Origin of the sequence: Serratia sp. CY33525, from assembly GCF_052169115.1 — a bacterium.
Classification (GTDB): Bacteria; Pseudomonadota; Gammaproteobacteria; order Enterobacterales; family Enterobacteriaceae; genus Serratia; species Serratia sarumanii.
This window is the reverse complement of record NZ_JBJNLK010000001.1, coordinates 912,587-939,170: the sequence shown is the minus strand read 5'-3', so window position 1 is coordinate 939,170 and position 26,584 is coordinate 912,587. Positions and strand designations below refer to the sequence as shown.

The following is a 26,584-nucleotide window of genomic DNA, read 5'->3' as shown; positions in this document are numbered from 1 at the left end:
AACGAGAGAATGATGGTGGGTGATGACGGGCTCGAACCGCCGACCCCCTCCGTGTAAAGGAGATGCTCTACCAACTGAGCTAATCACCCTCATTCGTTCTCATTTTTCTCAACAAGATGGTGGGCGATGACGGGCTCGAACCGCCGACCCCCTCCGTGTAAAGGAGATGCTCTACCAACTGAGCTAATCGCCCCGTCTTGTTGGAGTCGCATTATAGGGATAGTTCAAAGTGAGTCAACGGTTTTTAAAATGATTTCAATCGTTCGCCGCAAATTTAGGCAGGGCGCGATAATTATCGCCAACGGCGCCGATTCTTTGCGCAACGCTATGCGAAACTCGCCGCAAAACGCGCGAAATCGACCGGCGCAATATCGTGTCGGCGTTGAGGAATTAGCGCGTGGTGATACAATATCGTCCACTCTTTTTTCAATTCCGAGCAATCGTCGGCAACCGCCGACACGCGTTGCGTAATAAGGCAGTGAACCCAATGAAAATCAAAACCCGTTTTGCACCGAGCCCGACCGGCTATCTTCACGTCGGCGGCGCGCGTACCGCACTTTATTCCTGGTTGTTCAGCCGCCATGCGGGCGGTGAGTTCGTTCTGCGTATCGAAGATACCGATCTGGAACGCTCCACCCAGGACGCGATCGACGCAATTATGGATGGCATGAACTGGTTGAACCTGGATTGGGATGAAGGCCCGTATTTCCAGACCAAGCGTTTCGATCGTTACAACGCGGTCATCGACGAGATGCTGGAGCAGGGCACTGCCTATAAATGCTATTGCTCCAAGGAACGTCTGGAAGCGCTGCGCGAGAAGCAGATGGAAAACGGCGAGAAGCCGCGCTACGACGGCCACTGCCGCGACAGCCAGTGCAGCCACACCGACGACGAGCCGCACGTGGTGCGCTTCCGCAACCCGCAGGAAGGCTCGGTGATCTTCGACGACAAAATTCGCGGCCCGATCGAATTCAGCAACCAGGAGCTGGACGATCTGATCATCCGCCGTACCGATGGTTCGCCAACCTATAACTTCTGCGTCGTCGTCGATGACTGGGACATGGAAATCACCCACGTGATCCGCGGCGAAGACCATATCAACAACACCCCGCGCCAGATCAACATTCTCAAAGCGCTGGGCGCGCCGGTGCCGGAATACGCGCACGTGTCGATGATCCTCGGCGACGATGGTAAAAAGCTGTCCAAGCGTCACGGCGCCGTGGGCGTTATGCAGTACCGCGACGACGGCTATCTGCCGCAGGCGCTGCTGAACTACCTGGTGCGTCTGGGCTGGTCCCACGGCGATCAGGAGATCTTCTCCATCGATGAGATGAAAGAGTTCTTCACGCTGGAAGCGATCAACAAATCCGCAAGCGCGTTCAACACCGAGAAGCTGCAGTGGCTGAACCACCACTACATCAACCATATGCCGGCGGAAGAAGTGGCGGTGCATCTGGCGTGGCACGTTGAGCAACTGGGCCTTGAAACCCGCAACGGCCCGGAACTGAAAGATATCGTCAAGCTGCTGGGCGAGCGTTGCAAAACGCTGAAAGAAATGGCGGAGTCCTGCCGCTACTTCTATGAAGACTTCAGCGAGTTCGATGCCGACGCCGCCAAGAAGCACCTGCGCCCGGTTGCGCGTCAGCCGCTGGAAGCGGTGCGCGCCAAGCTGGCCGCCATCACCGTCTGGACGCCGGAAAACGTGCACGACGCCATTCAGGGCACGGCGGATGAGCTGGGTGTCGGCATGGGTAAAGTCGGCATGCCGCTGCGCGTTGCGGTGACCGGCGCCGGTCAGTCGCCGGGCATGGACGTGACCGTGCATGCTATCGGCCAGAAGCGTTCGCTGCAGCGCATCGACATGGCGCTGGCTTACATCGCCGAGCGCGAAGCGCAAGCCTGATTCGCTGATACGCCTTAAAGAAAAGCCCCGTGGAGCGATCCCGGGGCTTTTTTTCCGCCTACACTCAATGGGCGAACGCAAACGGTGAGAAATATTAAGGAGGCATCTTGTATAGCGTGAAACAGCAAGTGGCGCCGGTGGACGATTTTATGCGGCTGCGGCAGGTTGCCGGCCTGTCGGCGCGGCCGCGTGCGGGCGCCGAACGTGCGTTGCCCAACAGCCTGTACGGCGTGCAAATCACGTTGTCGGGGCTGGTGGTCGGCATGGGGCGTGTGGTGGGGGATGGCGGGCTGAATTTCGAGATTGTTGATGTGGCGGTCGATCCCGAACACCAGGGGAAAGGATTGGGGCGCCAGATCATGAGCCATATTATGGCATATCTGGAACGGGCCGCACCGCAGGGTGCTTATATCACCCTGATGGCCGACGTGCCGTCGCTGTATGAAAAGTTTGGCTTCAAGCTCAGCCGCCCGGCCAGCGAAGGTATGTACCTGGTTAAGTAGAGTTGGCGCAGGCGCTGCATTTTTGCCCGAAACGAGCAATATTTCGTAGCAAACGCGCTGATTTGGCGGCTTTTTCAACGCTTGATTCAGGAATTCAATTTAGCCGTTGACAGCTTTGAGCGGGTTTCATATTATGCGCCCCGTTCACAGCACAAAGTGATTGTGGAACGGGGCTATAGCTCAGCTGGGAGAGCGCTTGCATGGCATGCAAGAGGTCGACGGTTCGATCCCGTCTAGCTCCACCAACCTTCTTCTCAGAGAGGTTGGGGAATACCGTAACGCCGGTCAAAGCGTACCACTTTTGTGGGGCTATAGCTCAGCTGGGAGAGCGCTTGCATGGCATGCAAGAGGTCGACGGTTCGATCCCGTCTAGCTCCACCACAATTTAAAAAGCCGACCTTTGGGTCGGCTTTTTGCTTTGCGTCATTTCACCTTCGCCGAATGCAGGCCAACAAAAAAGGCGCCCGCAGGCGCCTTGTTATCGCAGTCGGTTCGAGGCTTAGCCCAGCACCAGGCCTGCGATCGAAGCGGACAGGATGCTGACCAGCGTAGAGCCGTACACCAGCTTCAGGCCAAAGCGCGACACCACGTTGCCCTGATGTTCGTTCAGGCCCTTGATCGCACCGGCCACGATACCGATGGAAGAGAAGTTGGCGAAGGACACCAGGAACACCGACAGGATCCCCAGGCTGCGCGGCGACAGTTCGGCAGACACTTTCTGCAGCTCCATCATTGCCACGAACTCGTTGGAAACCAGCTTGGTGGCCATGATGCTGCCAACCTGCAGGGCTTCGTGCTTAGGAATGCCCATGATCCAGGCGAACGGATAGAAGAAGTAGCCGAGGATTTCCTGGAAGCTCAGGCCGAAGATGGCGCTGAACACACCGTTGAGCGCGGCGATCAGGGCGATGAAGCCGATCAGCATCGCGGCAACGATAATCGCTACTTTGAAGCCGGCCAGGATATATTCACCCAGCATTTCGAAGAAGCTCTGGCCTTCGTGCAGGTTGCCGAGGTGCAGCTCTTCTTCTTTATTGGTGTCGTACGGGTTGACCAGCGACAGCACGATAAAGGTGCTGAACATGTTCAATACCAGCGCCGCCACCACGAACTTGGCGTCCAGCATGGTCATGTAGGCGCCGACGATGGACATGGACACCGTAGACATCGCGGTCGCCGCCATGGTGTACATGCGCTTTTCCGACATCTTGCCCAGGATATCCTTGTAGGCGATGAAGTTTTCGGATTGGCCGAGGATCAGCGAACTGACGGCGTTGAATGACTCCAGCTTGCCCATGCCGTTCACTTTCGACAGCACGGTACCGATAATGCGGATGATGAACGGCAGCACCTTGATGTACTGCAGAATACCGATCAGCGCCGAAATGAAGACGATCGGGCACAGCACCTTCAGGAAGAAGAACGCCAGGCCTTTGTCGCCCATGCCGCCGAACACGAAATCAGTCCCTTGTCCCGCAAACCCGAGCAGTTTGTCAAACAGCGCGGCGAATCCTTTTACGAAGCCCAAACCCGCTTCCGAATGCAGGAAAAAGTAGGCCAGCAGTACTTCGATAACCAGTAATTGAATAACATAGCGAATGCGGATGCTTTTGCGATCGCGGCACACCAACAGGGCCAGGATCGCCACCACCACTATCGCCAACGCAAAGTGCGCAATATGGGACATGTTTGCTCCAAATTTGAGGCAGGCTGAATTTCGGCTGTCATTTTATGTAACGCTACGTTTAAAAACGAGACTTCTATTGCAAATATGGAAAATCATAGCGGGAGTTCTCCTAAAGTGTTGCGCAAAAGCATAAAAAATCAAGACGTTAAATCGGCAATAGGAAATTCGTATTCTTGTGCTAACCTGTCTTTCAGGGGTATTGCAGCCAAAATCCCATCAGAAAAGCACGGAAATCGGCAAGCTCCGCGCTGAACCCTTCGATAAAACCGTTAATGTTGGCTATTACAGAGATAAGTTTTACCGCTCTAAATGCGCTTGATAATTATTATCATTTATATAGAGTGGAGATAAACGTAATTTCAGTAAGGGTTCAACATATGCTGAACAGTCGCGTGGTTGAAACCACCTCCGGTCGCTCCGCCAGAAAAATCAAACTCTCGCTGATGGGGCCCGCCTTCATCGCCGCTATCGGCTATATCGATCCCGGTAACTTCGCCACCAACATCCAGGCCGGCGCCTCGTTCGGCTACAGCCTGCTGTGGGTGGTGGTTTGGGCCAACGTGATGGCGATGCTGATCCAGCTGTTGTCCGCCAAGCTGGGTATCGCCACCGGGAAAAACCTGGCCGAGCATATTCGCGATCGCTTTCCGCGGCCGGCAGTGTGGGCCTATTGGGTACAGGCGGAGATCATCGCCATGGCGACCGATCTGGCCGAGTTTATCGGCGCGGCGATCGGCTTCAAGCTGCTGCTCGGCGTTTCCCTGTTGCAGGGCGCAGTGCTGACCGGCATCGCCACCTTTTTAATCTTGATGCTGCAAAAGCGCGGGCAAAAACCGCTGGAGCTGGTGATTGGCGGCCTGCTGCTGTTCGTCGCCGCCGCTTATATCGTCGAGCTGGCGTTCTCCCAGCCGCAGCTCGCGCCGCTGCTGAAGGGCATGGCGCTGCCCGATCTGCCTAACGGCGATGCGGTATTTCTGGCCGCCGGGGTATTGGGCGCCACCATCATGCCGCATGTGATCTACCTGCATTCGTCGCTCACCCAAATCGGCGGCGAGCACGACAAGGCGGAGCGCTATGCCGCCACCAAAGTCGACGTCGCCGTGGCCATGACCATTGCCGGTTTTGTTAACCTGGCGATGATGGCCACCGCCGCCGCCGCGTTTCATTTCAGCGGCCACAGCGGCATCGCCGATCTCGACGTGGCCTACCTGACGCTGCAACCGCTGCTCGGGCAAGCCGCCGCCACCGTGTTTGGCCTGAGCCTGGTGGCCGCCGGCCTCTCCTCTACCGTGGTGGGCACGCTGGCGGGGCAGGTGGTGATGCAGGGGTTCGTGCATTTCCATATTCCGCTGTGGCTGCGGCGTGCGGTGACCATGCTGCCGTCGTTTATCGTCATCATGCTGGGGATGGACGCCACGCGCATTCTGGTGCTGAGCCAGGTGCTGCTCAGCTTCGGCATTGCGCTGGCGCTGGTGCCGCTGCTGGCTTTCACCGGCAATCGGGCGCTGATGGGGGAGATGGTCAACGGCCCTGTGGTGCAAAACCTGGGCAAGCTGATCGTGCTGGTGGTGGTGGGATTGAACGGCTACCTGCTGATCGGCAGCGTGCTGTAGGCGAAAATAGCGCGGGCCGGCATTGCGCCGGCCCGTCGTCGTTAATCGCGGTCGTCATCGCCGTGGCGGCGCCAGCGATCGCGGTCATGATCGTGGTGGTGCTTTTTCTCTTTCTTCCAGTGGTGCTTATCGTAATGCCTGTCGTATTTACGATAGCGTCCTTCATGATAGTAATAGTGTTTGCGCCAGTAGTCGCGGTCGCGCCAGCGATAGCCGTCCCAGTAGTAACCGCGGCGGCTGCGGTCGCCGAGATAGCGCCCCTGATGGCCTTGCCACCAGTCGCGATCGCGCCAGTCGTAACCGTCCCAGTAACGGCCGCGATTGTCCCGATCGCCGATGCGCAGTGAAACGCCCGGCATCAGATCGATGCTGATCCCTTCGGCGTGCGCCTGCTGTGCGGCGGGCAGTACCGTCGCCGCCAAGATGGCGGCCAAGAGCAGAGGTTTAAACATGACTTCTCCTTTCCGCTTGCGCGGCCTGGCCGTTTGTCACTTTATGAAGCGCGTTCATCAGTTTAAAAAAGCGGCCTTATCGTTATTTTTGCTGCAATATCGGCATCATAGCGCCGGCGCATAGGGTTGAATCTGAGAGCCACTCTGAAAACGGCGACAAAGGCCAAGATTTGAGATTTTTCTGGGGTATCGCCGCTCGATTGAGCGGCGGAATTTGTAAGCGATTACAATAAGATTTTCTCGATCTGCGCGAGTTCTTCTTCACTGAAGTGGCGATTGGCCAGCATGCCCACCGCGTCTTCTATCTGCGCATTCTTGCTGGCGCCGATCAGCACCGAGGTAACGCGATCGCCGCGCAGCACCCAGGCCAGCGCCATTTGCGACAGCTTCTGCCCGCGTTGCCGCGCCAGCGCATCGAGGCGGCGCACCTTGTCCAGCCGCTCGGCGGTCAACTGCTCCGGCTGCAGGAAGCGGCTGCCGCTGGCGGCGCGGGAATCTTGCGGAACGCCGTGCAGGTAGCGGTCGGTCAGCAGGCCGCCCGCCAGCGGCGAGAAGGCGATCGAGCCGACACCATGCTCCGCCAGCGTATCCAGCAGCGCCGTCTCCGGCCCGCGTTCCAACATCGAATACTTCGGTTGGTGGATCACGCACGGCGTGCCGAGCCGCTGCAGAATGTCGAATGCCTGCCGCGCGCGCTCGGCCGGGTAGTTGGACAGGCCGACATACAGCGCTTTGCCCTGGCGCACCAACAAATCCAGCGCCGCCATGGTTTCTTCCAGCGGCGTCTCCGGATCCGGCCGATGATGATAAAAGATATCCACATACTCCAGCCCCATGCGCTTCAGGCTCTGATCGAGGCTGGCGACCAGGTACTTTTTCGAGCCCCAATCACCGTAGGGGCCGGGCCACATGGTGTAACCGGCTTTGGATGAGACGATCAGCTCATCGCGCCAGGCCCGCAGATCGGCGTTGAGTATGCGGCCAAAGTTCTCCTCGGCGGCGCCGGGCGGCGGGCCGTAGTTATTGGCCAGATCGAAATGAGTAATGCCGCGATCGAAGGCGCAGCGGATCAGGCCGCGGGCGTTGTCGTACAGCGTGGTGTCGCCGAAATTGTGCCACAGTCCGAGCGAGACGGCGGGCAGCTTCAGCCCGCTGCGGCCGCAGCGCCGGTATTCCATGTCTTGATAACGTGAGGGGGAGGCGGGGTAGGACATAGTTATCCTTGTCGGCGAGAGGTGAAGTGTTTTGAGTGTATACGCTTTCACACCGCGCTGCCGGGGGAGCGATCACAGCGCCGGCATGTAACGCCAGGTTGCCGATCGATGCAGGAATCCTTGTTCGAAATTTGAACAGCATCTTCGATACTTAAAGGTAATCGCTCCAGCTGCAGACAGGTGATGATCATGACTCAGACCTATACGGTGGCCGATTATCTGCTCGATCGTCTGGCCCAAATCGGCATCCGTCATTTCTTCGGCGTGCCGGGGGATTACAACCTGCAATTCCTCGATCACGTCCTCGCCCATCCGCAAATCACCTGGGTAGGCTGCGCCAACGAACTGAACGCCGCCTACGCCGCCGACGGCTATGCGCGCTGCAAACCGGCGGCCGCGCTGCTCACCACCTTTGGCGTCGGCGAGCTGAGTGCGTTGAACGGGGTGGCCGGCAGCTACGCCGAATACCTGCCGGTGATCCACGTGGTCGGCACGCCGGCGCAGCGCGCTCAGCGCGCCGGTGATTTGCTGCACCATTCGCTGGGGGATGGCGACTTCACCCACTTCGCCCGGATAGCCAAAGAGGTAACCGTCGCGCAGGCCGACCTGACCGCCGACAACGCCGCAGAGGAGATCGACCGCCTGATCTGCGCCGCCTTGCTGGAGCATCGCCCGGTTTACCTGATGTTGCCCAGCGACGTCGCGCAGGCGCCGCTGCCGAGTAAACCGGCGCCGCTGATGCTGCGCCAGGCCAAACTGTCGCGCAGCGCATTGCAGGCGTTTATCGCCGCGGCGCGCGAAAAGCTGCTGTCGGCGCGGCGGGTATCGCTGCTGGCGGACTTCCTGGCCGATCGCTTCGGTGCCGAAGCGGCGCTGGACGAGTGGCTGCAGGAGGTCAACATTCCGCACGCTACGCTGCTGCTCGGCAAAGGCGTGCTGGATGAGAACCGCGCCGGTTTTGTCGGTACCTACTGCGGCGGTGCCAGCGATCCGGCGGTGAAACAGCTTATCGAAAACGCCGATGTGGTGATCAACGTCGGCGTGCGTTTGACCGACACCATTACCGCCGGTTTCACGCATCATCTGCCGGTGGAAAAATGCATCGACATTCAGCCGTTCGAAGCCTGGGTCGGGCGGCAGCGCTTTAGCCGCATTCCGATGCGCGACGCGGTGCGGGCGCTACATCGCCTGAGCCTGTCGCTGGCGTCGCGTTGGCCGTTGCCGCCGATCGTCCGCCCGGCGCTGCCGGAAGGCGATGGGGAAGGGCTGGATCAGCACGCCTTCTGGCGGCAGATGCAGGATTTCCTGCGGCCCGGGGATATCGTGCTGGCCGATCAGGGCACCGCCTGTTTTGGTGCGGCGGCGCTGACGTTGCCGCGCGGCTGCCGGTTGATCGTGCAGTCGCTCTGGGGATCGATCGGCTATACCCTGCCGGCGACGTTCGGCGTGCAGACCGCCGAACCGCAGCGCCGGGCAGTGCTGCTGATTGGCGACGGCGCCGCGCAGCTGACCGTGCAGGAGCTGGGTTCGATGTTGCGCGACGGACTTAAACCGGTGATCTTCGTGCTGAATAATCAGGGATATACCGTCGAGCGCGCCATCCACGGGCCGGAGCAACGTTATAACGACATCGCGCGCTGGAACTGGACGCAGCTGCCGCCTGCGCTGGCTGGCGAGCGGCCGGTGAAGGCGCTGCGGGTCAGCGATTCGGACGGCTTGCGCCAGGCGCTGCGCGAGGTAGCCGACGGCGATCGGCTGGCCTTCATTGAAGTGATGCTGCCGAAGATGGACATTCCCGAGCTGCTCGACACCGTTTCGCGCGCCATCCAGGCGCGCAACGCCGCCGCTTAAGGCAGGGAATCGCCCAGCAGGCGCTTCAGCACCCAGAACCCCGCCGGGCCCGGCGGGGTCAGTTTTGACCATACCGCATCCACCGAGATCATTTTCGGCCAGCCGCGCGGCCGCAGCTCGGTCAGCATATTGTGGCCGTATTGTTGCACCAGCCAGTGCGGCAACACCGCCCAGCCGAACCCCTGTTCCGCCATCTCCAGCAGCAGCAGATAGCTGGGCGCCGACCAAACCAGGCCGCCTTGTCTGGCCGCTTCGGCGCCGGTGTAGGTGTTCAGGATCAGCTGTCGGGTGCTGGACAACTGCTCTGGCGTCGGCGCGGCGGCCTGCGCCAGCGGATGCTGGTGGGCGACGAACAGCCCCATGTCGGTTTGTTCCGGCAAACGAGAGAAGGCGATATCCGGCGGGTAGCTTTTTTGCACTTCCACCATGCCCAAATGCGCGCGGCCGCTTTGCAGCAGATCAATAACGTCGCCATCTTCGGCGATCATCCACTCCAGCTCAATCTCCGGGTAACGCAGTTCGAATTGTTGCATCAATTGATCGTGATGCTTGGGTTGATAGGTATCGGAGAACACCATGCTCAGGCGCGGTTCGACCTCGCCCGCCAGTTGAATGCTCAGCGCGTCGAGCCGCTCGCTGGCGGCGAGGATCGCCTGCACATGCCCCAGCACTTTGCGGCCGGCGGCGGTGAGCACCGGCTGGCGCGCGCTGCGATCGAACAGCGTCAGCGCCAGGTCGGCCTCCAGATTGGCGATGGCGGTGCTGATGGTGGATTGGCTTTTGCGCAGCTTGCGCGCGGCGGCGGAAAACGAGCCGAGGGCGGCGGCTTCGACAAACGCGTGCAGCGCTTCCGGGGAATAGTGCATAAACTATCTACTTTATCGATGGTATCTATTTTTAATCTACCCAAAAAAGCGATGATAATCACCTGACTTTCGCAACAACTGTCGGAAAAAAGGTGATGTATGCAACTGCAAAACAAGTCTCTCATTGAACGTATCGTCCACGCCGTTGGTTTCGAGGTGATTGCCGTGATGATCGTTTCTCCGCTGGGGGCATGGCTGCTTAATCGTTCGATGGTGCAAATCGGCGCATTGGCGGTGGCCTTGGCGACCATCGCCATGGTCTGGAATATGGTTTACAACACGGTGTTCGACCGTCTGTGGCCGGTCAGCCGGGTCGTCCGCAACCTGAAGGTGCGTGTGCTGCACGCCGTCGGCTTTGAAGCCGGTTTTATCCTGATCGGCGTGCCGATCGCCGCCTGGATGCTGAATATTTCCGTATTGCAGGCCTTTATGCTGGAGATCGGTTTCTTCCTGTTCTTCCTGCCGTACACCATGGCCTATAACTGGCTGTACGACACGCTGCGCCAGCGCTGGTTCGAAGCGCGCCAGCCGATCAATTCCGGCGCTGAATAAGGCGTCGTCAGCCCGGCGATTCTCAGGTAAGGTCAGAGGATTGTCGCAACAGGCTGAGGAAAGAAAAATGAAAGTGTTGGGCTTGCTGGGTGGCATGAGCTGGGAATCCACCATTCCGTATTACCGCACCATCAACGAGCAGGTAAAGGCGCGCCTCGGCGGGCTGCATTCGGCCAAAATCGTGCTCTACAGCGTCGATTTTCAGGAGATCGAGCGATTGCAGCATCAGGGCGATTGGGACGGCGCCGGCCGATTGCTGGCCGCCGCCGCGGTGGCGTTGCGCGCCGCCGGCGCCGAAGCCATCGTGATCTGCACCAACACCATGCACAAGGTGGCGGAGGCGGTCGAGCAGGCCAGCGGCCTGCCGCTGATCCACATCGCCGACGCCACGGCGCTGCAGGTGCGGGAAAAAAACATTCGCCGCGTCGGGCTGCTGGGCACGCGCTTTACCATGGAGCAGACCTTCTACCGTGGCCGCCTGCAGGAATTGCACGGCATTGAGGTGGTGACGCCGGTCAGCGCCGATCGCGACATCGTACACCGCATCATCTATGACGAACTGTGCCTCGGTAAAATTCGCGACGCCTCGCGCGACGAGTATCGCCGGATCATCAGCGATCTGGAGCAGCAGGGCGCGCAGGGGATTATTTTCGGCTGCACCGAGATAGGGTTGTTGGTGAGCGAGCAGGATGCCTCGGTGCCGGTGTTCGACACCACCGCGATCCACGCCCGCGCCGCCGCGGCGTTCGCGCTGGCCTAATCGTCGTGCGGCGGTTGCCGGCGGTTCACCAGCATCAGCGGTTTGCCCGCCAGCGCCAGCCAGGCGGGCAGCATCACGATGCACAAGACCGGCAGCAGGTGCAGATCCGGCACCACCGCCACCGCCATGAACAGGCTGAGCCAGCCGTCGCGCGTCACCACCAGCACCAGCCCCATGATGGCGCAGGAGACGGTGATCGCCGCCGGCACCGCCGGAACGTGCTGGTGCAGCATCAGCCCCAGCGCCACGCCGACGAACACCGCCGGGAAGATGCGCCCGCCGCGAAAGCCGCTGGCGGCGGCGATCACCAGCGCCGCCAGCTTGGTCAGGGTAATGGCCAACAGCGCCGGCACCGAATAGCCGTCGTCTTGCGCGAGGCGCTTCATTTCATCCAGCCCTTTGAACAGGGTAATCTCTCCGCCCACCAGCGCCAGCAGGCCCAGCACAAAACCCCCCAGCCCTAACATCAACACCGGATTCTTCATCGAATGGAACAGGCGGTGAACGTGCGGGAAGCACCACAGCGCCACCATGCCGAGCGCGATGGCGATCAGCGCCACGATGGCGCCGCTGAAGATGTCCGGCAGCCGCGTCACGTCGTAGGCGTCGAGCTGCAGGGCGAAATTGGGCACGAAGAACATCTGGGTGGTGACCGCGCCGGCGGCGGCGGCCACCAGCGGGGCGAACAGGCGATCCCACAGCGGCGTTTCGTTATTGCCCGCCAGGGTTTGCGAGAAGATCAGCGCGGCGGCGACCGGCGTGCCGAACATCGCGCCGATGGTGCCCGCGGCCGCCAGGATGATCCAGTCCATGCGCGGCACCTTCGGCAGCAGGCGCGCACCGGCGGCCGCTACCAGCGCGATATTGATGGCGGTGATCGGGTTCTCCGGCCCCAGGCTGACGCCGCCGGCCAGGCCGACGATCAGCGCCAACCCCAGCCCCGGCAGGGCGGAGAGCGGCAGCGGCATGCCGATCAGCGATTCCGTCGCCGGATCCGGCCCGGCGTGGCCCGGCATATAGCGCACGATAAGGCCCACCGCCACGCCGGTCAGCGTCAGCATCGCGACCGGCCACCAGGGGGACTGGGCATCCAGGCTCAGCGCATCGGGCAGCGTCACCCACAGTAATTGCTGCAGCGCGGCGGCGACTTTCATCACCAGCAGCAGCACCAGACTGGAAGCGGAACCGATAATCAGCGCAGGCAAAGCAAAGGCCAACATGGCATTGGCGCGCGGATGCAGCATGGGTAATCCCTTGTCGATGCCTCCCTGCAGGGCAGGGAGAGCGGGTGGTTGGGCTGTGGCCACAGCTTGCCAGACTATCGGCGCGCAGGCACGCATTGATATTGCCCGGCGGCGATGACGGTTAACAGTCGCCGGGGGGCGTTTTTTGCCGCAATTTGTTTCAAGGCGCGGCGTCGCGGGCAAGCTGAACCGTTTTTTGTGATCCGGATCGCTATTGGGGTGCAGATCCGGGGCGGGTGATTGTTGTTTTCGCAGCAGGATTTTACAGTGTGGGCAGCTTTTTATTTTTCATTTTGCGGAGACGAAATCAATGACCTATGCCCTCGTGGGTGATGTTGGCGGCACCAATGCCCGCCTGGCGTTGTGCACTGTTGCGACGGGTGAAATTACCCAGGCGAAAACCTATTCCGGCCTGGAGTTCGACAGCCTGGAGGCGGTGATCCGCCAATACCTGAAAGCGTGCGATATCGAGGTGCAGGACGCCTGTATCGCGATCGCCTGCCCGGTGACCGAAGACTGGGTGGCGATGACCAACCACAGCTGGGCGTTCTCGATCAAAGAAATGAAGGCCAGTCTGGGGCTGAGCCACCTGGAAGTGATCAACGATTTCACCGCCGTCTCGATGGCGATCCCGATGCTTTCGCCGGACGATGTGCTGCAGTTTGGCGGCGGCGATGCGCAGCCGGGCAAACCGATCGCGGTGTACGGCGCCGGCACAGGGCTGGGCGTCGCCCACCTGGTGCACGTCGATCGCCGCTGGGTCAGCCTGCCGGGCGAGGGCGGCCATGTCGATTTCGCGCCGAACAGCGAAGAAGAGGACATCATTCTGGAGGTGCTGCGCGGTGAAGTGGGGCACGTTTCCGCCGAGCGCGTGCTATCCGGGCCGGGCCTGGTCAATCTGTATCGCGCCATCGTCAAGGCGGACAACCGCCTGCCGGAAAAATGGGAGCCGAAGGACATCACCGAGCGGGCGCTGGCCGACAGCTGCATCGATTGCCGCCGCGCGCTGTCGCTGTTTTGCGTGATCATGGGGCGCTTCGGCGGCAACCTGGCGCTGAATCTGGGCACCTTTGGCGGCGTGTACATCGCCGGCGGCATCGTGCCGCGCTTTATGGAATTCTTCAAGGCCTCGGGCTTCCGCGCCGCCTTCGAAGACAAGGGGCGCTTCCGCGACTATGTGCGAGACATCCCGGTGTTCATGATAACGCACGGCCAGCCGGGCCTGCTGGGGGCCGGCGCGCATCTGCGCCAGACGCTGGGCATGCAGCTGTAAGCAACGCGGCAGCACGATAAAAAAAGGGGGCGCAACCCGCAGGTTGCGCCCCTTGTCGTTTTCGCGGGGGATCAGGCTTTGGCCAGCTCCGCCGTCTGGGCGGTTTCTGCCGTTTCCGCTTCCACCGCTTTCGGCGCTTTGATGAACAGCGTAATCAGCAGGGAGGCGGCGGACAGGACGCCAATCACCATGAAGGTGGCGTGGAAGCCGCCGAAGTATTTGGCGACGAACGAACCGGCCAGCGCGCCCAGGCCGAAACCCTGGTAGATGATGCCGTAGTTCTTGCTGTGGTTTTTCAGGCCGAAGAAGTCGCCGACAATCGCCGGGAACACGGTGATGTTGCCGCCGAAGCAGAAGGCCACCGCGCCGACGCAGATAAAGAACAGCGTGTGGTTCAGGGTCATGAAGCTCAGGGCGACAATCGCCAGCACGGTAACCAGCATGGTGAAGCTGATGACGCGCATGCGGCCCACTTTATCGGACAGCGTACCCAGGATGATGCGGCCGGCGGTGTTGAAGATGGCGACGGCGGACACGGTGTTGGCGGCGGTGGCCAAATCCATCCCGGCCAGTTGAACGCCCATGTCTTTCACGATGCCAATCAGGTACAGACCGCTCATGCAGGCCGCGAAGAAGATGGTGAACAGCAGGTAGGCTTCTTTGGTGGCCAACATCTGGCGCACGCTGAAGTCGTTGCCCAGACCGTTGGCGCCTTGCTGCGCGGCGTTGGTCGCCAGCACCGGCTCTTTCAGCAACAGGGAGCCGACGACGATCAGGCCCATCACGATGGCGCCCCAGTAGAAGAAGGCGCCGGAAACGCCGACGTCGGCGATCAGGGCGGCGTTGACGTATTTGAACAGCAGGCTGCCGCTGCCGAAGGCGCCGACGGAGATGCCGGAAATCAGGCCTTTATTGGCCGGGAACCACTTAATCAGGTTGGACAGGGTGGAGATGTAGGCGATACCGACCGCAAAGCCCACCACCACGCCGGCCAGCAGGTAGATCATGTCGAGCGAGCTGACGTGGGCGCTGGCGATCAGGCCCAGGCCGACCAGGATGCCGGAACACAGCGTCAGATTGCGGATGCCGAAGCGTTCTTGCAGCTTGCCGGCGAACAGCGTGGCGAAGGCCAGGAAGAAGCTGGTGATGGAGAAGGTGGTGGCGACGTCCGCCAGCCCCCAGTGGAACTTGTCGACCAGCGGCTGGTTGAACAGGCTCCAGGTGTAGATGGTGCCCAGGCCCATCTGACAGATGATGGTGCCGAGAACGATTAAGCTGCGATTTGCCGGTTTGGTGTTCATGGCCGGTCTCCTTCCTGTGTGTGCGTTGCCGGGCGTGAGCCGCTGGCTGAAATTTGCGGGGTGAAGCTGTGTTCCCGCGGTATGGGCTTATTATATGGCTGGCCCCCCCGGCGGGCGGCGGATCGGGAATGAGTTGCACGGCGGAAGGAATGAAATGCATGTTATGCGGCGTGAGTTGCCGTTTTTGCGCCGAAAAGCGCGTGAAATGCCGTGGGTGACACGTGATCTACATCAAAGATATCAACGATTTATTGTTAACTGCCGGTGAACGATTGTGGTGAAATTGTGAAGGATGCGTCTGAATGGCGTAAATCGGCATTGCGCCTATAGAGCGGCGATGAGCGCGGGACTATGTTATCTGCGATCGGACGAGGTCCGCTCTGCAGGAGTCCATGAAATGAAAAAAACGCTGTTGTTACTGGCCGCGCTGCTGGCGCTGCCGCTGGCGAGCCAGGCCGACGTGTCCATCGGCGTGAACGTGCCGGGCCTGTCGTTGCATATCGGCGATCGCGATAATCGCGGCCACTACTGGGACGGCTATCGCTGGCGCGATCCGCGCTGGTGGGCCGATCACCACCGGTATGAACGCCCGCGCGGGTACTATTATGGCCCGCCGCCACGGGTGATTTACTACGGGCCGCCGCGGCGCGACTGGCGAGACCGGCCGCATTACCGCATGTCGCCACCGCCGCCGCCCGGCTATTACTACCGTCCGGGCCCGCGCTGGTAAGCGCTTACAGGCGCATCAGCTGGCGAAACTCTTTCACCTTGCTGCGGCTGACCGGCACTTCAAACTCAAGATCGCTCAGCCGCAGAATGTAGGTATTGTTGAACCAGGGCACGATCTCGCGGATCTTCGCCAGGTTAACGCAGTAAGAGCGGTGGCAGCGGAAGAAATGCGCTTCCGGCAGCCGGCCGTAAAACTCGGTGATGTTCATCGGCATCACGAACTCTTCACGGCGGGTATAGACCCGCGTCACCTTTTCATCGGCGGCGGCGTAGTAGATGTCGTTGATGTCGGTAACGATGATCCGCTCGTCTTTGATCAGGTTGATGCTGTGGCTGCCGCGGCTCGGCGCGCTGGCCGGTTCCGCCCCACCGGCGGGGCGCTGGTGCAGCGCCTCCAGCTTTTGCAGCATGGTGACGATGCGCGCTTCGTGATAGGGCTTGAGGATATAGTCGAACGCCTCGATCTCGAACGCTTCCACCGCGTGCTCTTTATAGGCGGTGATGAACACGATCGACGGGCGATGCGCGAACTTGCTGATGTTTTGCGCCAGCAGCACGCCGTCCAGCGACGGGATATTGATGTCGAGGAAAATGGCGTCGACCTGGTGGGTTTGCAGGTATTTCAGGACGTCGAGCCCGTCCTCGAAGCTGGCGACGATATCGATATTGCTGTGTTTCTTGATCAGGTAGCTGAGTTCTTCCTGCGCGAGGAATTCGTCTTCCACGATGATGGCTTTCATGAGGCCTCCCCGACCGGCGGCGCGCTCGGTTCCTGATGCAGCTTGCCGCCGTTTTTGCTGATGTAGAACGCGATTTCGGTGCCCGGCTCCAGGCGGCGGATATGCAGCCCTTCACCATACAGCAGCGACACGCGGTGGTGCACGTTGAGCAGGCCGATATTGTGGCCCGGCATCTCGTTGCGCGCCACCCGGTCGATGGTTTCCTGATTGATGCCGTGGCCGGTATCCTTCACCGAAATCTTCACCCGATCGCCCTGATCTTTCACCGCGATCACCACCACCCCTTTACCCTTGCAGGGCTGGATGCCGTGCACGATGGCGTTTTCCACCAGCGGCTGGATCAGCAGGCTGGGAATGCGCACCGAGACATCGTCGTCGATGTCGTAAATCACCGTCAGCTTGGCGCCGAAGCGCGCCTGTTCGATGGCGATATAGTCCTGAATCTGATGCAGCTCCTTGCGGATATCGATCAGTTCGTCGTTTAGCTCCAGGTTGTAGCGCAGGTAGCGCGACAGATTGATGATCAGCTGGCGCGCGGTGTCCGGATTCAGGCGAATAGAGGAAGAGATGGCGTTCAGCGCGTTGAACAGGAAGTGCGGGTTGATCTTGCTCTGCAGCGCGCGCATTTCGGCTTTGTCCGCCATCTGGCGCAGATGCTCGATGCGGGAAACCTCGATCTGCGTGGAGATGATCTGCGACAGCCCGACCGCCATCACCTTCAGCGTGTTGGTGATCTGGTGGGCGTGGCAGTAGTAAATTTTCAGCGCGCCGGTCACTTCGCCTTTTTCCCACAGCGGCACCACCAGCTGCGAATGGATCTGCGGCGCGGCCGGGTTTTCCAGGTTGTTCTTGATGATGATTTTGCCGTGGCGAATGCTTTCTCGGGTGACGCGGCTCAGCCCTTCGCGGCCGATCGGGTAGGCTTCGCGCCCTACGCCGACGTAGGCCAGCACCTGATGGGTATCGGTGATCGCCACCGCGTCGGCGCGGATGTCCTGGCGGATGATATCGCAGATGGTGGCCAGCGATTCGCTGTTGATGTTGCGGAAATAGGGCAGCGTCTTGTGGGCGATATCCAGCGCCAGCTTGGCCTGGCGCGCGGCGATCACCTCTTTTTCATCCTCGACGCTCTGCACCAGCAGCACGATCAGGCCGATGCACACCGTGCCGAGGATCATCGGCAGGGCAATCTGCGACACGATGTCCAACCCAAGCTCGGTCGGCTTGGCCCACAGCACGATCAGCAGCATGGTGAGGGATTCGCACAGCATGCCGCCGACGATGCCGGCGCGCCAGCGCTGCTCTTTTTTCACCTTGAGGTTGATGTAGCCGGCGCTGATGCCGGCGATGATGCTGGTGATAAGGCAAGGCACCGAGGTGATGCCGCCGATGTCGATCAGATAGCGGTGCACCCCGGCGACGATGCCGGTGACGATGCCCACCCAGGGGCCGAACAGGATGCCGCCGGCCATGATGGCGATGACGCGCACGTTGACCAGCGACCCTTCGACGTTGATGCCGGAGTAGGTGCTGAACAGCGCGAACAGCGAGAAGATCGCCGTGACGATGCCGAGCTCGAGCGGCGTATGGTCTTCTTTTTGCAGCAGTTGGCGGAACAGCCGGGTGCGGGTCAGGAAAAACAGACAGATCAACATCAGCGCGGCGCGATCAAACACCGCCAACAGCATTTCAAAAAAAGGGTGCACGACGGGTTCTCGCTGCGGCCTACGGATGGCGGCAGTATACCACAGCGAAAGGGGCCCGTGGCGCGCGCCACGGGCGGGGGATCAGCCCATGCCGAGCTGCGCTTTGCCCAGCGGCGTCAGCAGGTCGGCGGTGGCGCGGCCGTCGAAATCCACCTCGAAGTCGTCGGGGGCGAAGTCCGGCGGCGTTCTGCCGTCGATAAAGCTCGGCAGCTGGCGCTGCAGATAGGCGTCGTTTTTCTCGCAGCCCGGCGCGGCGGCGATGTACATCACGTTGCTGTCGAACTCACCGTTATGCTCGTTCTCCACCGCGTGGATCACGTCGCAGTGCCAAAATACCGTGTCGCCCGGCTCCAGATCGGGAATAGGGGAAATCCCACTTAATAAAAGGGGATGCCATTTTTCCGAGATCGACAGCGCGCGGCCCGGCGCCGCATCGCACAGATCGTCGTCGGCGACGTCGTCCTGCAGCGCGCGCAGCAGCACATAGGCCATGGCATTGGCGATCGGCACCAGGTTCAGCGTGCCGGCATTGGTGCGCTGCGGCGTCAGCGCCGTCCAACCCTGGAAGGTGCGGAACATCGAACAGACCGCCGGCGAGGCTATCTCGCGCACCTCGGTGCGGCCGTCGGCGGCGAAGGGATCGTACTGCTGCCAGTCGCCGGAGAAAACGTGGCGATACACATAGCGGAAGTTTTCGTCCAGCCAGCGCTCGATGGTGCCGCTGTCGACGTGCGGCGACAGACCCAGCGACGAGGAGTTCGGCGGGCGGCGGCGGGTACGATCGGCATAGGTGGCGACGCGGGTCGGATCGAAATGCTGTTTGCCGTTGCTCTCGGTGGCCCACAGGCTATTGAGGAACACCTGCACCGCATGCATGCGCGCATCCTGCCGCGCCTCGACCTGCGGTTTCGACCAATAGATGCCGTAGATCTGCGGTTTGCTGGCGGCCAGCTTGCCGAAATAGTTGTCTTCGGCGGCGTTTTTCAACCGCTCGACGAAGTTGTTGCGCTCGAGGTAGTCGCCGATTTCCCGGTTCCAGCCCTCGGCCTTGGCGCGGGGAAACACGCCGCGAATGGCGCAGGCGCCGCGCTGTTTGATCAGCGCTATCTGCTGCTCGCTGACGCGCTGCTGCAGGATATCTTCCGCGTCGATCTGCGGCACCGGATTGTGGCCGGCGGCCAGCTCGCGCCGGATCTGTTCGACCTGGCCGCGGATGTTCTCTTCCAGCGCCAGAAATACGTCGCGGTAGTTCGGCAATGCCTGGCGCAGCTGGCGCTTGACGTTAACGATCGTCTGCGGAATATCGTCGATGACTAAAGAGGCCATGGTGTTCTCCTGGTGCCGCGTGAGTGACTGCGGCGAGCGGTTGTAGGGAATCGGGCAAGACGTTATGGTTTTGTGGTTTTAACGTGAATGATTATCGGCAACCAATCGGGGAAAATAAAGAGATATCTTTCATTCGTAAGTTCCTCTTTTTCGTTTTTCGGAGATTTTATGAAGCTGGTCACTGAACGTCTGCACTTACAGTCGATAACCGCCGAGGATTGGCCGCTGTTTTTGCGCCTGTACCAAGATCCCGAGGTGATCCGTTACATCTCCGATCCGCGCAGCGAAGCGGAGATCCGCGCCCGGTTCGAGGAGCGGCTGCCGGCCTGGGACAAACACGGTGAGCAGTGGCTGTGCCTGGTGATGCGTGAGAAGCACAGCGGGGAGGCGGTGGGCGTTACCGGCTTTCGCCCGCAGTGGGTGCCGTATCGGCAGGCGGAAGTGGGATACGGGAGTTTGCCTGCCGGCCAGGGCAAGGGCTATGGCAAGGAGTCGCTGCGGGCGGTGCTGGATTTTGCGGTGAACGCCTGCGGTTTTCACAAGCTGACCGCCACCGTGACCGCGGGCAACCTCGCTTCGCGCGGCCTGCTGGAGTCGTGCGGTTTTCAGCTGGAAGGCACGCTGCGCGACAACTACCGTCTGGCGGGGCAGTGGTGCGACGACTGGCTGTTCGGGCTGCTGGCGGCGGAGTTTCAGGGCGGCAAATAAAAATATCGCGCCAGGTATCGACAAGCTCGTCGGCGCTGCGCTATGTTCGATATTCGGTCAGTTCGCTGGCCAGCGTCGCTCGGACGGTCCGGGCGCTAACGTCTATCGAGGAATCCCCTATGGCTGATAACAGTCCGCAGCGCCGTTTCACGCGCATTGAACGCCTTCCCCCTTACGTATTCAACATCACCGCCGAACTGAAGATGGCCGCGCGCCGTCGCGGCGAGGATATTATCGACTTCAGCATGGGTAACCCCGACGGCCCGACGCCGCCGCACATCGTGGAAAAACTGTGCGCCGTCGCCCAGCGCGACGACACCCACGGTTATTCCACCTCGCGCGGCATTCCGCGCCTGCGTCGCGCCATTTCGCGCTGGTATGCCGACCGTTATCAGGTGGATATCGATCCGGAAAGCGAAGCCATCGTCACCATCGGTTCGAAAGAGGGGCTGGCGCACCTGATGCTGGCGACCCTCGATCACGGCGATACCGTGCTGGTGCCGAACCCCAGCTACCCGATCCACATTTACGGCGCGGTGATCGCCGGCGCCCAGGTGCGTTCGGTGCCGCTGGTGGACGGCGTGGATTTCTTCGGTGAGCTGGAGCGCGCCATTCGGGAAACCATTCCGCGCCCGAAAATGATGATCCTCGGCTTCCCGTCCAACCCGACCGCGCAGTGCGTGGAGCTGGATTTCTTCGAGCGGGTGGTGGCGCTGGCCAAGCAGTACAACGTGCTGGTGATCCACGATCTGGCCTATGCCGACATCGTCTATGACGGCTGGCAAGCGCCGTCGATCATGCAGGTGCCGGGAGCGAAAGACATTGCGGTGGAGTTCTTCACCCTGTCGAAAAGCTACAACATGGCCGGCTGGCGCATCGGTTTCATGGTCGGTAATCCTGAACTGGTCAGCGCGCTGGCGCGCATCAAGAGTTATCACGATTACGGCACCTTTACGCCGCTGCAGGTGGCGGCCATCGCCGCGCTGGAGGGCGATCAGCAGTGCGTGCGCGATATCGCCGAGCAGTATCGGCAGCGCCGCAACGTGCTGGTGAAGGGGCTGCATGAGGCCGGCTGGATGGTGGAAAATCCGAAGGCGTCGATGTACGTGTGGGCGAAAATTCCCGAGCCTTATGCCCACCTCGGTTCGCTGGAGTTCGCCAAACGCCTGCTGGCGGAAGCCAAGGTCTGCGTCTCGCCGGGCATCGGCTTCGGCGACTACGGCGATACCCACGTGCGCTTCGCGCTGATCGAGAACCAGGACCGTATCCGCCAGGCGGTGCGCGGCATCAAGGCGATGTTCCGCGCGGACGGGCTGTTGAAGCCGGGCAAGGCGGGCAGCGCCAAATAATCCTGTCAGGCCGAGCGTTCGCCCGGCCTTATTTTTTCCGTCCCAAGGTTTTCTTCATCATTTCCCCATTATGCTCGACTACGCTGAGTTTTATTTTTTGGATTGAGTGTATGAGCAACCGCTACGCGCGATCGCAAATCGTTTTACATTGGCTGACGCTGCTGCTGGTGATCCTCACCTATTCGGCGATGTTGCTGAAGGATTCGATGCCGGAGGCGTGGGGGCCGGTGGTCAAAAATCTGCACTTTAATTTCGGGGTATCGGTCTTTGCCCTGATGCTGATTCGGTTGGCGGTGCGCGCTTTCCACGCTGCGCCGCCGATCACGCCCCCGCTGGAGGAATGGCAGGAAGTGGGCGCCAAGATCTTCCATTGGCTGCTGTACGTGGTCTTCCTGATGTTGCCGCTGCTGGGTATGTTAACCCTGGCCTACGGCGGCAAATCGTGGTCTTTGCTGGGCTGGCCGGTGCCGCAGTGGATGACGCCGGATCCGGTGATGCGCCGGCTGGTCAAAACGGTGCATGAGACGCTGGCAAACGTTGGCTACTTTATCATTGGCGCGCATGCGCTGGCGGCGCTGTATCATCACTATCTGCGCAAGGACGACACCCTGCGCCGCATGATGCCGGGCAAATGATCGCTAGCCGAAACGCCAAAGGGACGCTTGCGCGTCCCTTTGTCTGTGTTCCCGGTCAGGCAACCATCAACATGAAGGTGCCAACCCAGGCAACCAGCATGAATGACACGCCCATCAAAAAATATTTCACTGAACAACTCCTGTCTGGAGTCCTCGCCAGCAATGATCCCGATTGTTGTGCTGAGTATTTTATGGGCAACCTGCTTGTCGGGCGGATTCTTCCAAGCGAAAGAACAACGTCCTCGAGCGCGGGTTGTCCGGTTGTCGCGCCTCATGCTCTGTGAGGTAAAATCCGAACCGCGACAGGATCGGCGCTAATGTACTCTCAATACTGGTCTGATTTCAATACTGTGTTTTTGATCACAATTTTTGGCTGTTTTTTGCACAGTGAGGGCTGTTTTATAACGCTTTTTATGGGCAAGCGCCAGGAAGTAGCCCGCCGCAGCGGGCTATAAAATCGAGGTATTGCAATGCGGCGGCAGGCGCTCAGGCGACGGCGTTGATGCCGGTCGCCAAAATGACCCAAAAAACGAGACAAGACAGCAGAATAACGGCCCAAATATGACGGCGACTCCACTCCATTTTTAGCCTTCGTTGTTGCGACAAGTGATTAGGTAGCGATCATATCGGCGCAAAACGGGGAAAATTTAGCCCCGTTGGATAATATTTCGCTTACCTGCCGCTAACCTATTGGCAAACTTCGCTTATTGTCACGCGCACTTCGTAGCCCAGCAGATACAGCGCCTGCTCCAACGCCTCAACCTTCGAGGCGTAGCCGATATCCAGCAACCGCTCCATTTGCCCGCCGTTGAACCCCAGCTTGCGCGCCAGCGCCGCTTTGCCGGTGTTTTTGCGCAGCATGGCGTTGTGCAGCTCGATCTTCAGCGCCACCAGCGCCGGCAGATGTACTCTCAGATCATCGGTTTGCACAGGGGAAGGGGCGGGCAGGGGCAGCCCTTCGTCCATCGCGGCGGCGATGGCGGCCAGCAGGCTTTCCTGCGCTTCCAGCTCGATGTCTTCGCGTTTATAGCAGGCAGATTGCCACTCGGGGAAGTCGTGAAAACCGATCTGCCAGGCGTCGCTGTCGCGATCGAAGGTGTAATGGGCGGGGTAGTGGCTGTACATGGCAATCCCTGATTGAGGCCTGAATGAGACGCTATTGTGACGGCATGCCCGGGAGATAGCCAGCATGAACCCAGCCGTGGGGGAATTTAAATTGAAAGTAATAATTATTAGCAGGCAAATTTAATTTCATTGTGAGCAATATTCTTATTATTTTTTCCGGGAAGAAAGATTATTTAATTAGGTGTTTGGATTAATATCCCTGCTGATGGGTGATAATGAGAATTAAAATCAAATATCACGCCGGTTTTTATACAATTTCACACGGAAGGATGAAAATAAGAATATTGATCATGATAAAAGTTCATGTGTTTGATTTGTGGTGGTTTAATTTTTATTATTTCACTTATTAACAATTGTGAAATTCCAGTTTCAGGCAGATATCACCTGGCTGCGGTATTCACCGGCAGCTTTATAAAATACTCTTTTTAGGCAAAGGCGCATTCGATTCTCTTTATGTCTGCGCCAGACAGAAATATTCATTACTCCATGCTTATTACCCGACGGCTCTAGCCGACTTTTCGGGTGCCTGCTCGCATTTGCGCTCTGCCAGGACAGCAGCTCACGGATTAAAGGAATACCTCGTGCCTAAAGTTAACTCGCGTTCATTACGCTTTACCGAACGCCACGTCACCAAATATGCGGCGTCATTGCTGTTTATCGGTTTATCCCTGCCGGCCGCCGCGCTGGCGGATGAACGCTATGACGCGCTGATTCGTCAGGCCAGATCGGGCGATACCGCGCCGGTGCTGGCATATTTATCGCAGCGGCGCGCTCGCGAGGGGTTGAGCCTGCAGCAGCGAGCCGATTATATCCAGGTGGCCGGTTGGGCCGGCCATGACGAAGAGGTGGTCGCACTCTGGCGTGCCGACGGCGCCGCGCTGCAGCGGGATAGCGCCAGCCTGGCGACGGCGGCCCGCGCCTACCGCAATCTTAAGCAGTGGCAACCATCGCTGCGCCTGTGGCGGGCGGCGTTGCAGCTCGCTCCCGCCGACGGCGGCCTGCAGCGTGGCTACGTGATGACGCTGGCGGATGCCGGGCGGGATGCGCAGGCGCAAACGGAAGCGGCCAAAGCGGAGAAGTTACTGGAACCGGCGACGTGGTATCTGACGCGCGCCTATGTGGATCAGGCCGCCGGCCGCAGCTGGGCGGCGTTGGAAAACGTGACCCGCGCCCGTGCGCTGGCGCCGTCCGACGCCGGCATTCAGGCTTATTACGTGACGCTGCTGGCGGCGAACCGGGTCGCGGATCCGGCGCTGCGTGCAAGCCAGGGGCTGGCATTGCCGCCCGCGCAGCAGCGGCGCCTGCAGGCGGATGAAGCCGCCGAACTGGTGCGGCTGTCGTTTATCGATGCTCGTGGCGAACAGGAACGCTTCGTCATCGCCGACCGCGCGCTGGCGCGCTATGACCAACTGCTGACGCAGTGGCGGCCGCTGCCGGAGGCGCAGGACAGCTACCAGCAGGCGCGTATCGATCGCCTGGGCGCGCTGCTGGCGCGTTATCGCATGGCCGACGTGGTGAGCGAGTATCAAACCTTGCAGGCGGAAGGGCGCACGGTGCCGGATTATGCCCAGCGCTGGGCGGCGTCCGCCTACCTCTACCTGCAGCAGCCGGATAAGGCGCAGGCCATTTTCAGCCGCCTGAACGCCGCCGCGCCGCAGGCGGTGACCGCCGAAGACGAAACCGATCTGTTTTACGCGCAGGCGGAGGACGAACGCATCGATCGGGCGGCGTTGCTGGCGCAGCGCGTCAGCCAGCGCTATCCCTACGCGACCCGCCTGTACCAGCTGCCGACGCTGGCCTACAACGATGACTGGCTGGTCGGCCAATCGCTGCTGGCGCAGTCACGGGTTTATCAACGCGATCTGGCCGAGGCCGAACGGCAGCTGACCCATCTGGCGCGCACGGCGCCGGGCAATCAGGGGCTGCGCATCTCATTGGCCAGCGTTTATTTGGCGCGCGGCTGGCCGCGCCGCGCCGAGGACGAGTTGAAGCAGGTGGAAGGGCTGGAGCCGCGCAGCCTGCCGTTGGAGATCCAGCAGGGCTATGTCGCGCAAGAATTGCAGGAGTGGCGGCAGCTGGATTTGCTGGTCGACGACGTCATCCAACGTGCGCCGGAAAGCGTCGCCGCTCAGCAGCTCGAGCGTTCGCGCCGCATTCACCACATGTCTGAACTGCGCATCAGCGGCAATCAGGGCATCGATTCCGACGGGCCGGTCAGCGGCAGCCACGATTTCGGCATTCACGCCGCGCTCTATTCACCGCCGATCGACGACAACTGGCGGCTGTTCACCGGCTGGGGATTCAACACCGGCCAGTTCGACGAGGGCAAGGGCATCAACCGCGATCTCAGCGCCGGCGCCGAGTGGCGCTCGCGCGATCTGTGGCTGGAAGCCGAGGTGGCCAACCGCAACTACGGCCACGGCAATGAGCTCGGCCTGCGCCTTTCATCCTGGTATGACCTGAATGATCAATGGCGCCTCGGCGGTTCGGTGGCGCGCCTGTCGGCCGAGACGCCGCTGCGCGCGTTGACCAACGGCATCAGCGCCAACGGCGGCAACCTGTGGCTACGTTGGCAGCAGAACGAAAGCCGCGAGCTGCGCGCCAGCGTGGCGCCTTCGCACTTCTCGGACGGCAACAACCGGCTGGAATACGGCCTGGAAGGGCGGCAACGGCTGCTCGCCGGCGCCCGTTATCGGCTGGACATGAACCTGACGCTGTCCGGCAGCCGCAACAGCCAGGAGAACGTGCCGTATTACAACCCGAAGCGCGACTTCACGCTGCTGCCGTCGTTAACGCTCGATCACACCCTGTATCGCCATTATCAGACCGAGTGGAGCCAGCAGTTCCAGGCCGGCGCCGGCAGCTATTGGCAGCGGGACTATGCGCGCAAGCCGATCACCCAGCTGGGTTACGGCCAGCGCATCAGTTGGAACGGGGTGCTGGACGCCGGCGCGATGCTGCAGTTTGAGAAGCATCCTTACGACGGCAAGCGCGAGCGGAACATCGGCGTGACGTTTGATCTGAATTATCGTTTTTAAAGGAATAAT

At 60.5% G+C, this 26,584-nt stretch carries 23 protein-coding genes and 4 tRNA genes; 14 read left to right on the top strand and 13 right to left on the bottom strand.

What is annotated here, in order from left to right; genetic code table 11:
• Positions 1 to 13: 13 nt before the first annotated feature.
• A tRNA-Val gene (locus tag ACJ8IM_RS04530) sits at positions 14 to 89 on the bottom strand.
• A 28-nt stretch (positions 90 to 117) separates the two neighbouring features.
• Positions 118 to 193, bottom strand: a tRNA-Val gene (locus ACJ8IM_RS04525).
• Positions 194 to 487: 294 nt separating this feature from the next.
• Here ACJ8IM_RS04525 and gltX point away from each other — a divergent pair.
• From gltX to ACJ8IM_RS04505, 4 genes are all read left to right on the top strand, one after another.
• Positions 488 to 1,903 carry a glutamate--tRNA ligase gene (gltX, locus tag ACJ8IM_RS04520; protein WP_015378659.1) on the top strand — a complete coding sequence of 472 codons (1,416 nt, stop codon included), beginning with the start codon at positions 488 to 490 and terminating at the stop codon, positions 1,901 to 1,903.
• A 149-nt stretch (positions 1,904 to 2,052) separates the two neighbouring features.
• On the top strand, positions 2,053 to 2,406 hold the full coding sequence (locus ACJ8IM_RS04515) for a GNAT family N-acetyltransferase (protein ID WP_197413420.1): 354 nt from the start codon (positions 2,053 to 2,055) through the stop codon (positions 2,404 to 2,406).
• Positions 2,407 to 2,575: 169 nt separating this feature from the next.
• Positions 2,576 to 2,651, top strand: a tRNA-Ala gene (locus ACJ8IM_RS04510).
• A gap of 60 nt (positions 2,652 to 2,711) precedes the next feature.
• A tRNA-Ala gene (locus tag ACJ8IM_RS04505) sits at positions 2,712 to 2,787 on the top strand.
• Positions 2,788 to 2,905: 118 nt separating this feature from the next.
• Here the strand turns inward: ACJ8IM_RS04505 and ACJ8IM_RS04500 are convergent.
• Entirely contained in the window at positions 2,906 to 4,093 is a 1,188-nt protein-coding gene (locus tag ACJ8IM_RS04500) for a NupC/NupG family nucleoside CNT transporter (protein WP_004936373.1), read from the bottom strand.
• 377 nt (positions 4,094 to 4,470) lie between these two features.
• On the opposite strand from ACJ8IM_RS04500, the gene ACJ8IM_RS04495 reads away from it, so the two are divergent.
• The gene (locus tag ACJ8IM_RS04495) at positions 4,471 to 5,706 is read left to right on the top strand and encodes an Nramp family divalent metal transporter (protein WP_033635427.1); all 1,236 of its coding nucleotides are present in this window, start codon (positions 4,471 to 4,473) and stop codon (positions 5,704 to 5,706) included.
• A 41-nt stretch (positions 5,707 to 5,747) separates the two neighbouring features.
• On the opposite strand, the gene ACJ8IM_RS04490 is transcribed toward ACJ8IM_RS04495, so the two are convergent.
• Both ACJ8IM_RS04490 and mgrA read right to left on the bottom strand, forming a co-directional pair.
• The gene (locus tag ACJ8IM_RS04490; RefSeq protein WP_049195598.1) at positions 5,748 to 6,158 is read right to left on the bottom strand and encodes a DUF2502 domain-containing protein; all 411 of its coding nucleotides are present in this window, start codon (positions 6,156 to 6,158) and stop codon (positions 5,748 to 5,750) included.
• A gap of 224 nt (positions 6,159 to 6,382) precedes the next feature.
• Positions 6,383 to 7,372 carry an L-glyceraldehyde 3-phosphate reductase gene (gene mgrA / locus ACJ8IM_RS04485; RefSeq protein ID WP_033653699.1) on the bottom strand — a complete coding sequence of 330 codons (990 nt, stop codon included), beginning with the start codon at positions 7,370 to 7,372 and terminating at the stop codon, positions 6,383 to 6,385.
• Between the two features lie 189 nt (positions 7,373 to 7,561).
• On the opposite strand from mgrA, the gene ACJ8IM_RS04480 reads away from it, so the two are divergent.
• Positions 7,562 to 9,223, top strand: coding sequence for an alpha-keto acid decarboxylase family protein (locus tag ACJ8IM_RS04480; RefSeq protein ID WP_033653819.1), 1,662 nt, complete (start codon positions 7,562 to 7,564; stop codon positions 9,221 to 9,223).
• Here the strand turns inward: ACJ8IM_RS04480 and ACJ8IM_RS04475 are convergent.
• Positions 9,220 to 10,089: a LysR family transcriptional regulator gene (locus ACJ8IM_RS04475; RefSeq protein WP_033653700.1), complete on the bottom strand. Its 870-nt coding sequence runs from the start codon at positions 10,087 to 10,089 to the stop codon at positions 9,220 to 9,222. The two genes, ACJ8IM_RS04480 and ACJ8IM_RS04475, sit on opposite strands and share 4 nt — an antisense overlap.
• A gap of 99 nt (positions 10,090 to 10,188) precedes the next feature.
• On the opposite strand from ACJ8IM_RS04475, the gene ACJ8IM_RS04470 reads away from it, so the two are divergent.
• Together ACJ8IM_RS04470 and ACJ8IM_RS04465 are read left to right on the top strand one after the other, a co-directional pair.
• Positions 10,189 to 10,641, top strand: coding sequence for a multidrug/biocide efflux PACE transporter (locus ACJ8IM_RS04470; RefSeq protein WP_033635424.1), 453 nt, complete (start codon positions 10,189 to 10,191; stop codon positions 10,639 to 10,641).
• 67 nt (positions 10,642 to 10,708) lie between these two features.
• Positions 10,709 to 11,401, top strand: coding sequence for an aspartate/glutamate racemase family protein (locus ACJ8IM_RS04465; RefSeq protein WP_033653701.1), 693 nt, complete (start codon positions 10,709 to 10,711; stop codon positions 11,399 to 11,401).
• Here the strand turns inward: ACJ8IM_RS04465 and ACJ8IM_RS04460 are convergent.
• Positions 11,398 to 12,645, bottom strand: a complete 1,248-nt coding sequence (locus ACJ8IM_RS04460) for an ion channel protein (RefSeq protein ID WP_033648113.1) — start codon at positions 12,643 to 12,645, stop codon at positions 11,398 to 11,400. The genes ACJ8IM_RS04465 and ACJ8IM_RS04460 overlap by 4 nt on opposite strands.
• A 310-nt stretch (positions 12,646 to 12,955) precedes the next feature.
• On the opposite strand from ACJ8IM_RS04460, the gene glk reads away from it, so the two are divergent.
• A complete protein-coding gene (glk, locus tag ACJ8IM_RS04455; protein WP_033653702.1) occupies positions 12,956 to 13,918 on the top strand; it encodes a glucokinase in 963 nt (320 codons plus the stop codon).
• Positions 13,919 to 13,989: 71 nt separating this feature from the next.
• Here the strand turns inward: glk and ACJ8IM_RS04450 are convergent, their stop codons facing one another.
• Entirely contained in the window at positions 13,990 to 15,219 is a 1,230-nt protein-coding gene (locus ACJ8IM_RS04450; RefSeq protein ID WP_033653703.1) for an L-lactate MFS transporter, read from the bottom strand.
• 397 nt (positions 15,220 to 15,616) lie between these two features.
• Here ACJ8IM_RS04450 and ACJ8IM_RS04445 point away from each other — a divergent pair, with 397 nt between their 5' ends.
• Entirely contained in the window at positions 15,617 to 15,949 is a 333-nt protein-coding gene (locus ACJ8IM_RS04445) for a DUF2502 domain-containing protein (RefSeq protein WP_033653704.1), read from the top strand.
• Positions 15,950 to 15,953: 4 nt separating this feature from the next.
• On the opposite strand, the gene ACJ8IM_RS04440 is transcribed toward ACJ8IM_RS04445, so the two are convergent.
• From ACJ8IM_RS04440 to ACJ8IM_RS04430, 3 genes are all read right to left on the bottom strand, one after another.
• Complete coding sequence (locus ACJ8IM_RS04440) at positions 15,954 to 16,688, bottom strand: LytR/AlgR family response regulator transcription factor (protein WP_033653705.1); 735 nt, start codon at positions 16,686 to 16,688, stop codon at positions 15,954 to 15,956.
• Complete coding sequence (locus ACJ8IM_RS04435) at positions 16,685 to 18,376, bottom strand: sensor histidine kinase (RefSeq protein WP_033635418.1); 1,692 nt, start codon at positions 18,374 to 18,376, stop codon at positions 16,685 to 16,687. The genes ACJ8IM_RS04440 and ACJ8IM_RS04435 overlap by 4 nt, the downstream gene beginning before the upstream one ends.
• Before the next feature lie 99 nt (positions 18,377 to 18,475).
• A complete protein-coding gene (locus ACJ8IM_RS04430) occupies positions 18,476 to 19,720 on the bottom strand; it encodes a DUF1479 domain-containing protein (RefSeq protein WP_033648109.1) in 1,245 nt (414 codons plus the stop codon).
• A gap of 168 nt (positions 19,721 to 19,888) precedes the next feature.
• Here ACJ8IM_RS04430 and ACJ8IM_RS04425 point away from each other — a divergent pair, with 168 nt between their 5' ends.
• The 3 genes from ACJ8IM_RS04425 to ACJ8IM_RS04415 all read left to right on the top strand — a co-directional run bounded on the left by ACJ8IM_RS04425 (position 19,889) and on the right by ACJ8IM_RS04415 (position 22,412).
• A complete protein-coding gene (locus tag ACJ8IM_RS04425) occupies positions 19,889 to 20,428 on the top strand; it encodes a GNAT family N-acetyltransferase (RefSeq protein ID WP_033648108.1) in 540 nt (179 codons plus the stop codon).
• 119 nt (positions 20,429 to 20,547) lie between these two features.
• A complete protein-coding gene (gene alaC, locus ACJ8IM_RS04420; RefSeq protein ID WP_033648107.1) occupies positions 20,548 to 21,777 on the top strand; it encodes an alanine transaminase in 1,230 nt (409 codons plus the stop codon).
• A 110-nt stretch (positions 21,778 to 21,887) separates the two neighbouring features.
• Positions 21,888 to 22,412: a cytochrome b gene (locus tag ACJ8IM_RS04415; RefSeq protein WP_033653709.1), complete on the top strand. Its 525-nt coding sequence runs from the start codon at positions 21,888 to 21,890 to the stop codon at positions 22,410 to 22,412.
• 55 nt (positions 22,413 to 22,467) lie between these two features.
• Here the strand turns inward: ACJ8IM_RS04415 and ypdK are convergent, their stop codons facing one another.
• Positions 22,468 to 22,542 (bottom strand): membrane protein YpdK, encoded by a 75-nt coding sequence (gene ypdK, locus ACJ8IM_RS04410; protein ID WP_099782600.1) that lies wholly within the window; start codon positions 22,540 to 22,542, stop codon positions 22,468 to 22,470.
• A gap of 557 nt (positions 22,543 to 23,099) precedes the next feature.
• Positions 23,100 to 23,537: an antitoxin HicB gene (locus tag ACJ8IM_RS04405; protein ID WP_033648105.1), complete on the bottom strand. Its 438-nt coding sequence runs from the start codon at positions 23,535 to 23,537 to the stop codon at positions 23,100 to 23,102.
• 581 nt (positions 23,538 to 24,118) lie between these two features.
• On the opposite strand from ACJ8IM_RS04405, the gene pgaA reads away from it, so the two are divergent.
• Positions 24,119 to 26,575 carry a poly-beta-1,6 N-acetyl-D-glucosamine export porin PgaA gene (pgaA, locus tag ACJ8IM_RS04400; RefSeq protein WP_072008403.1) on the top strand — a complete coding sequence of 819 codons (2,457 nt, stop codon included), beginning with the start codon at positions 24,119 to 24,121 and terminating at the stop codon, positions 26,573 to 26,575.
• Positions 26,576 to 26,584: the final 9 nt, after the last annotated feature.

Coding starts and splice junctions, on each gene's coding strand:
- gltX (WP_015378659.1), top strand. CDS start 488: ATGAAAATCAAAACCCGTTTTGCACCGAGCCCGACCGGCTATCTTCAC.
- ACJ8IM_RS04515 (WP_197413420.1), top strand. CDS start 2,053: ATGCGGCTGCGGCAGGTTGCCGGCCTGTCGGCGCGGCCGCGTGCGGGC.
- ACJ8IM_RS04500 (WP_004936373.1), bottom strand. CDS start 4,093: ATGTCCCATATTGCGCACTTTGCGTTGGCGATAGTGGTGGTGGCGATC.
- ACJ8IM_RS04495 (WP_033635427.1), top strand. CDS start 4,471: ATGCTGAACAGTCGCGTGGTTGAAACCACCTCCGGTCGCTCCGCCAGA.
- ACJ8IM_RS04490 (WP_049195598.1), bottom strand. CDS start 6,158: ATGTTTAAACCTCTGCTCTTGGCCGCCATCTTGGCGGCGACGGTACTG.
- mgrA (WP_033653699.1), bottom strand. CDS start 7,372: ATGTCCTACCCCGCCTCCCCCTCACGTTATCAAGACATGGAATACCGG.
- ACJ8IM_RS04480 (WP_033653819.1), top strand. CDS start 7,562: ATGACTCAGACCTATACGGTGGCCGATTATCTGCTCGATCGTCTGGCC.
- ACJ8IM_RS04475 (WP_033653700.1), bottom strand. CDS start 10,089: ATGCACTATTCCCCGGAAGCGCTGCACGCGTTTGTCGAAGCCGCCGCC.
- ACJ8IM_RS04470 (WP_033635424.1), top strand. CDS start 10,189: ATGCAACTGCAAAACAAGTCTCTCATTGAACGTATCGTCCACGCCGTT.
- ACJ8IM_RS04465 (WP_033653701.1), top strand. CDS start 10,709: ATGAAAGTGTTGGGCTTGCTGGGTGGCATGAGCTGGGAATCCACCATT.
- ACJ8IM_RS04460 (WP_033648113.1), bottom strand. CDS start 12,645: ATGCTGCATCCGCGCGCCAATGCCATGTTGGCCTTTGCTTTGCCTGCG.
- glk (WP_033653702.1), top strand. CDS start 12,956: ATGACCTATGCCCTCGTGGGTGATGTTGGCGGCACCAATGCCCGCCTG.
- ACJ8IM_RS04450 (WP_033653703.1), bottom strand. CDS start 15,219: ATGAACACCAAACCGGCAAATCGCAGCTTAATCGTTCTCGGCACCATC.
- ACJ8IM_RS04445 (WP_033653704.1), top strand. CDS start 15,617: ATGAAAAAAACGCTGTTGTTACTGGCCGCGCTGCTGGCGCTGCCGCTG.
- ACJ8IM_RS04440 (WP_033653705.1), bottom strand. CDS start 16,688: ATGAAAGCCATCATCGTGGAAGACGAATTCCTCGCGCAGGAAGAACTC.
- ACJ8IM_RS04435 (WP_033635418.1), bottom strand. CDS start 18,376: ATGCTGTTGGCGGTGTTTGATCGCGCCGCGCTGATGTTGATCTGTCTG.
- ACJ8IM_RS04430 (WP_033648109.1), bottom strand. CDS start 19,720: ATGGCCTCTTTAGTCATCGACGATATTCCGCAGACGATCGTTAACGTC.
- ACJ8IM_RS04425 (WP_033648108.1), top strand. CDS start 19,889: ATGAAGCTGGTCACTGAACGTCTGCACTTACAGTCGATAACCGCCGAG.
- alaC (WP_033648107.1), top strand. CDS start 20,548: ATGGCTGATAACAGTCCGCAGCGCCGTTTCACGCGCATTGAACGCCTT.
- ACJ8IM_RS04415 (WP_033653709.1), top strand. CDS start 21,888: ATGAGCAACCGCTACGCGCGATCGCAAATCGTTTTACATTGGCTGACG.
- ACJ8IM_RS04405 (WP_033648105.1), bottom strand. CDS start 23,537: ATGTACAGCCACTACCCCGCCCATTACACCTTCGATCGCGACAGCGAC.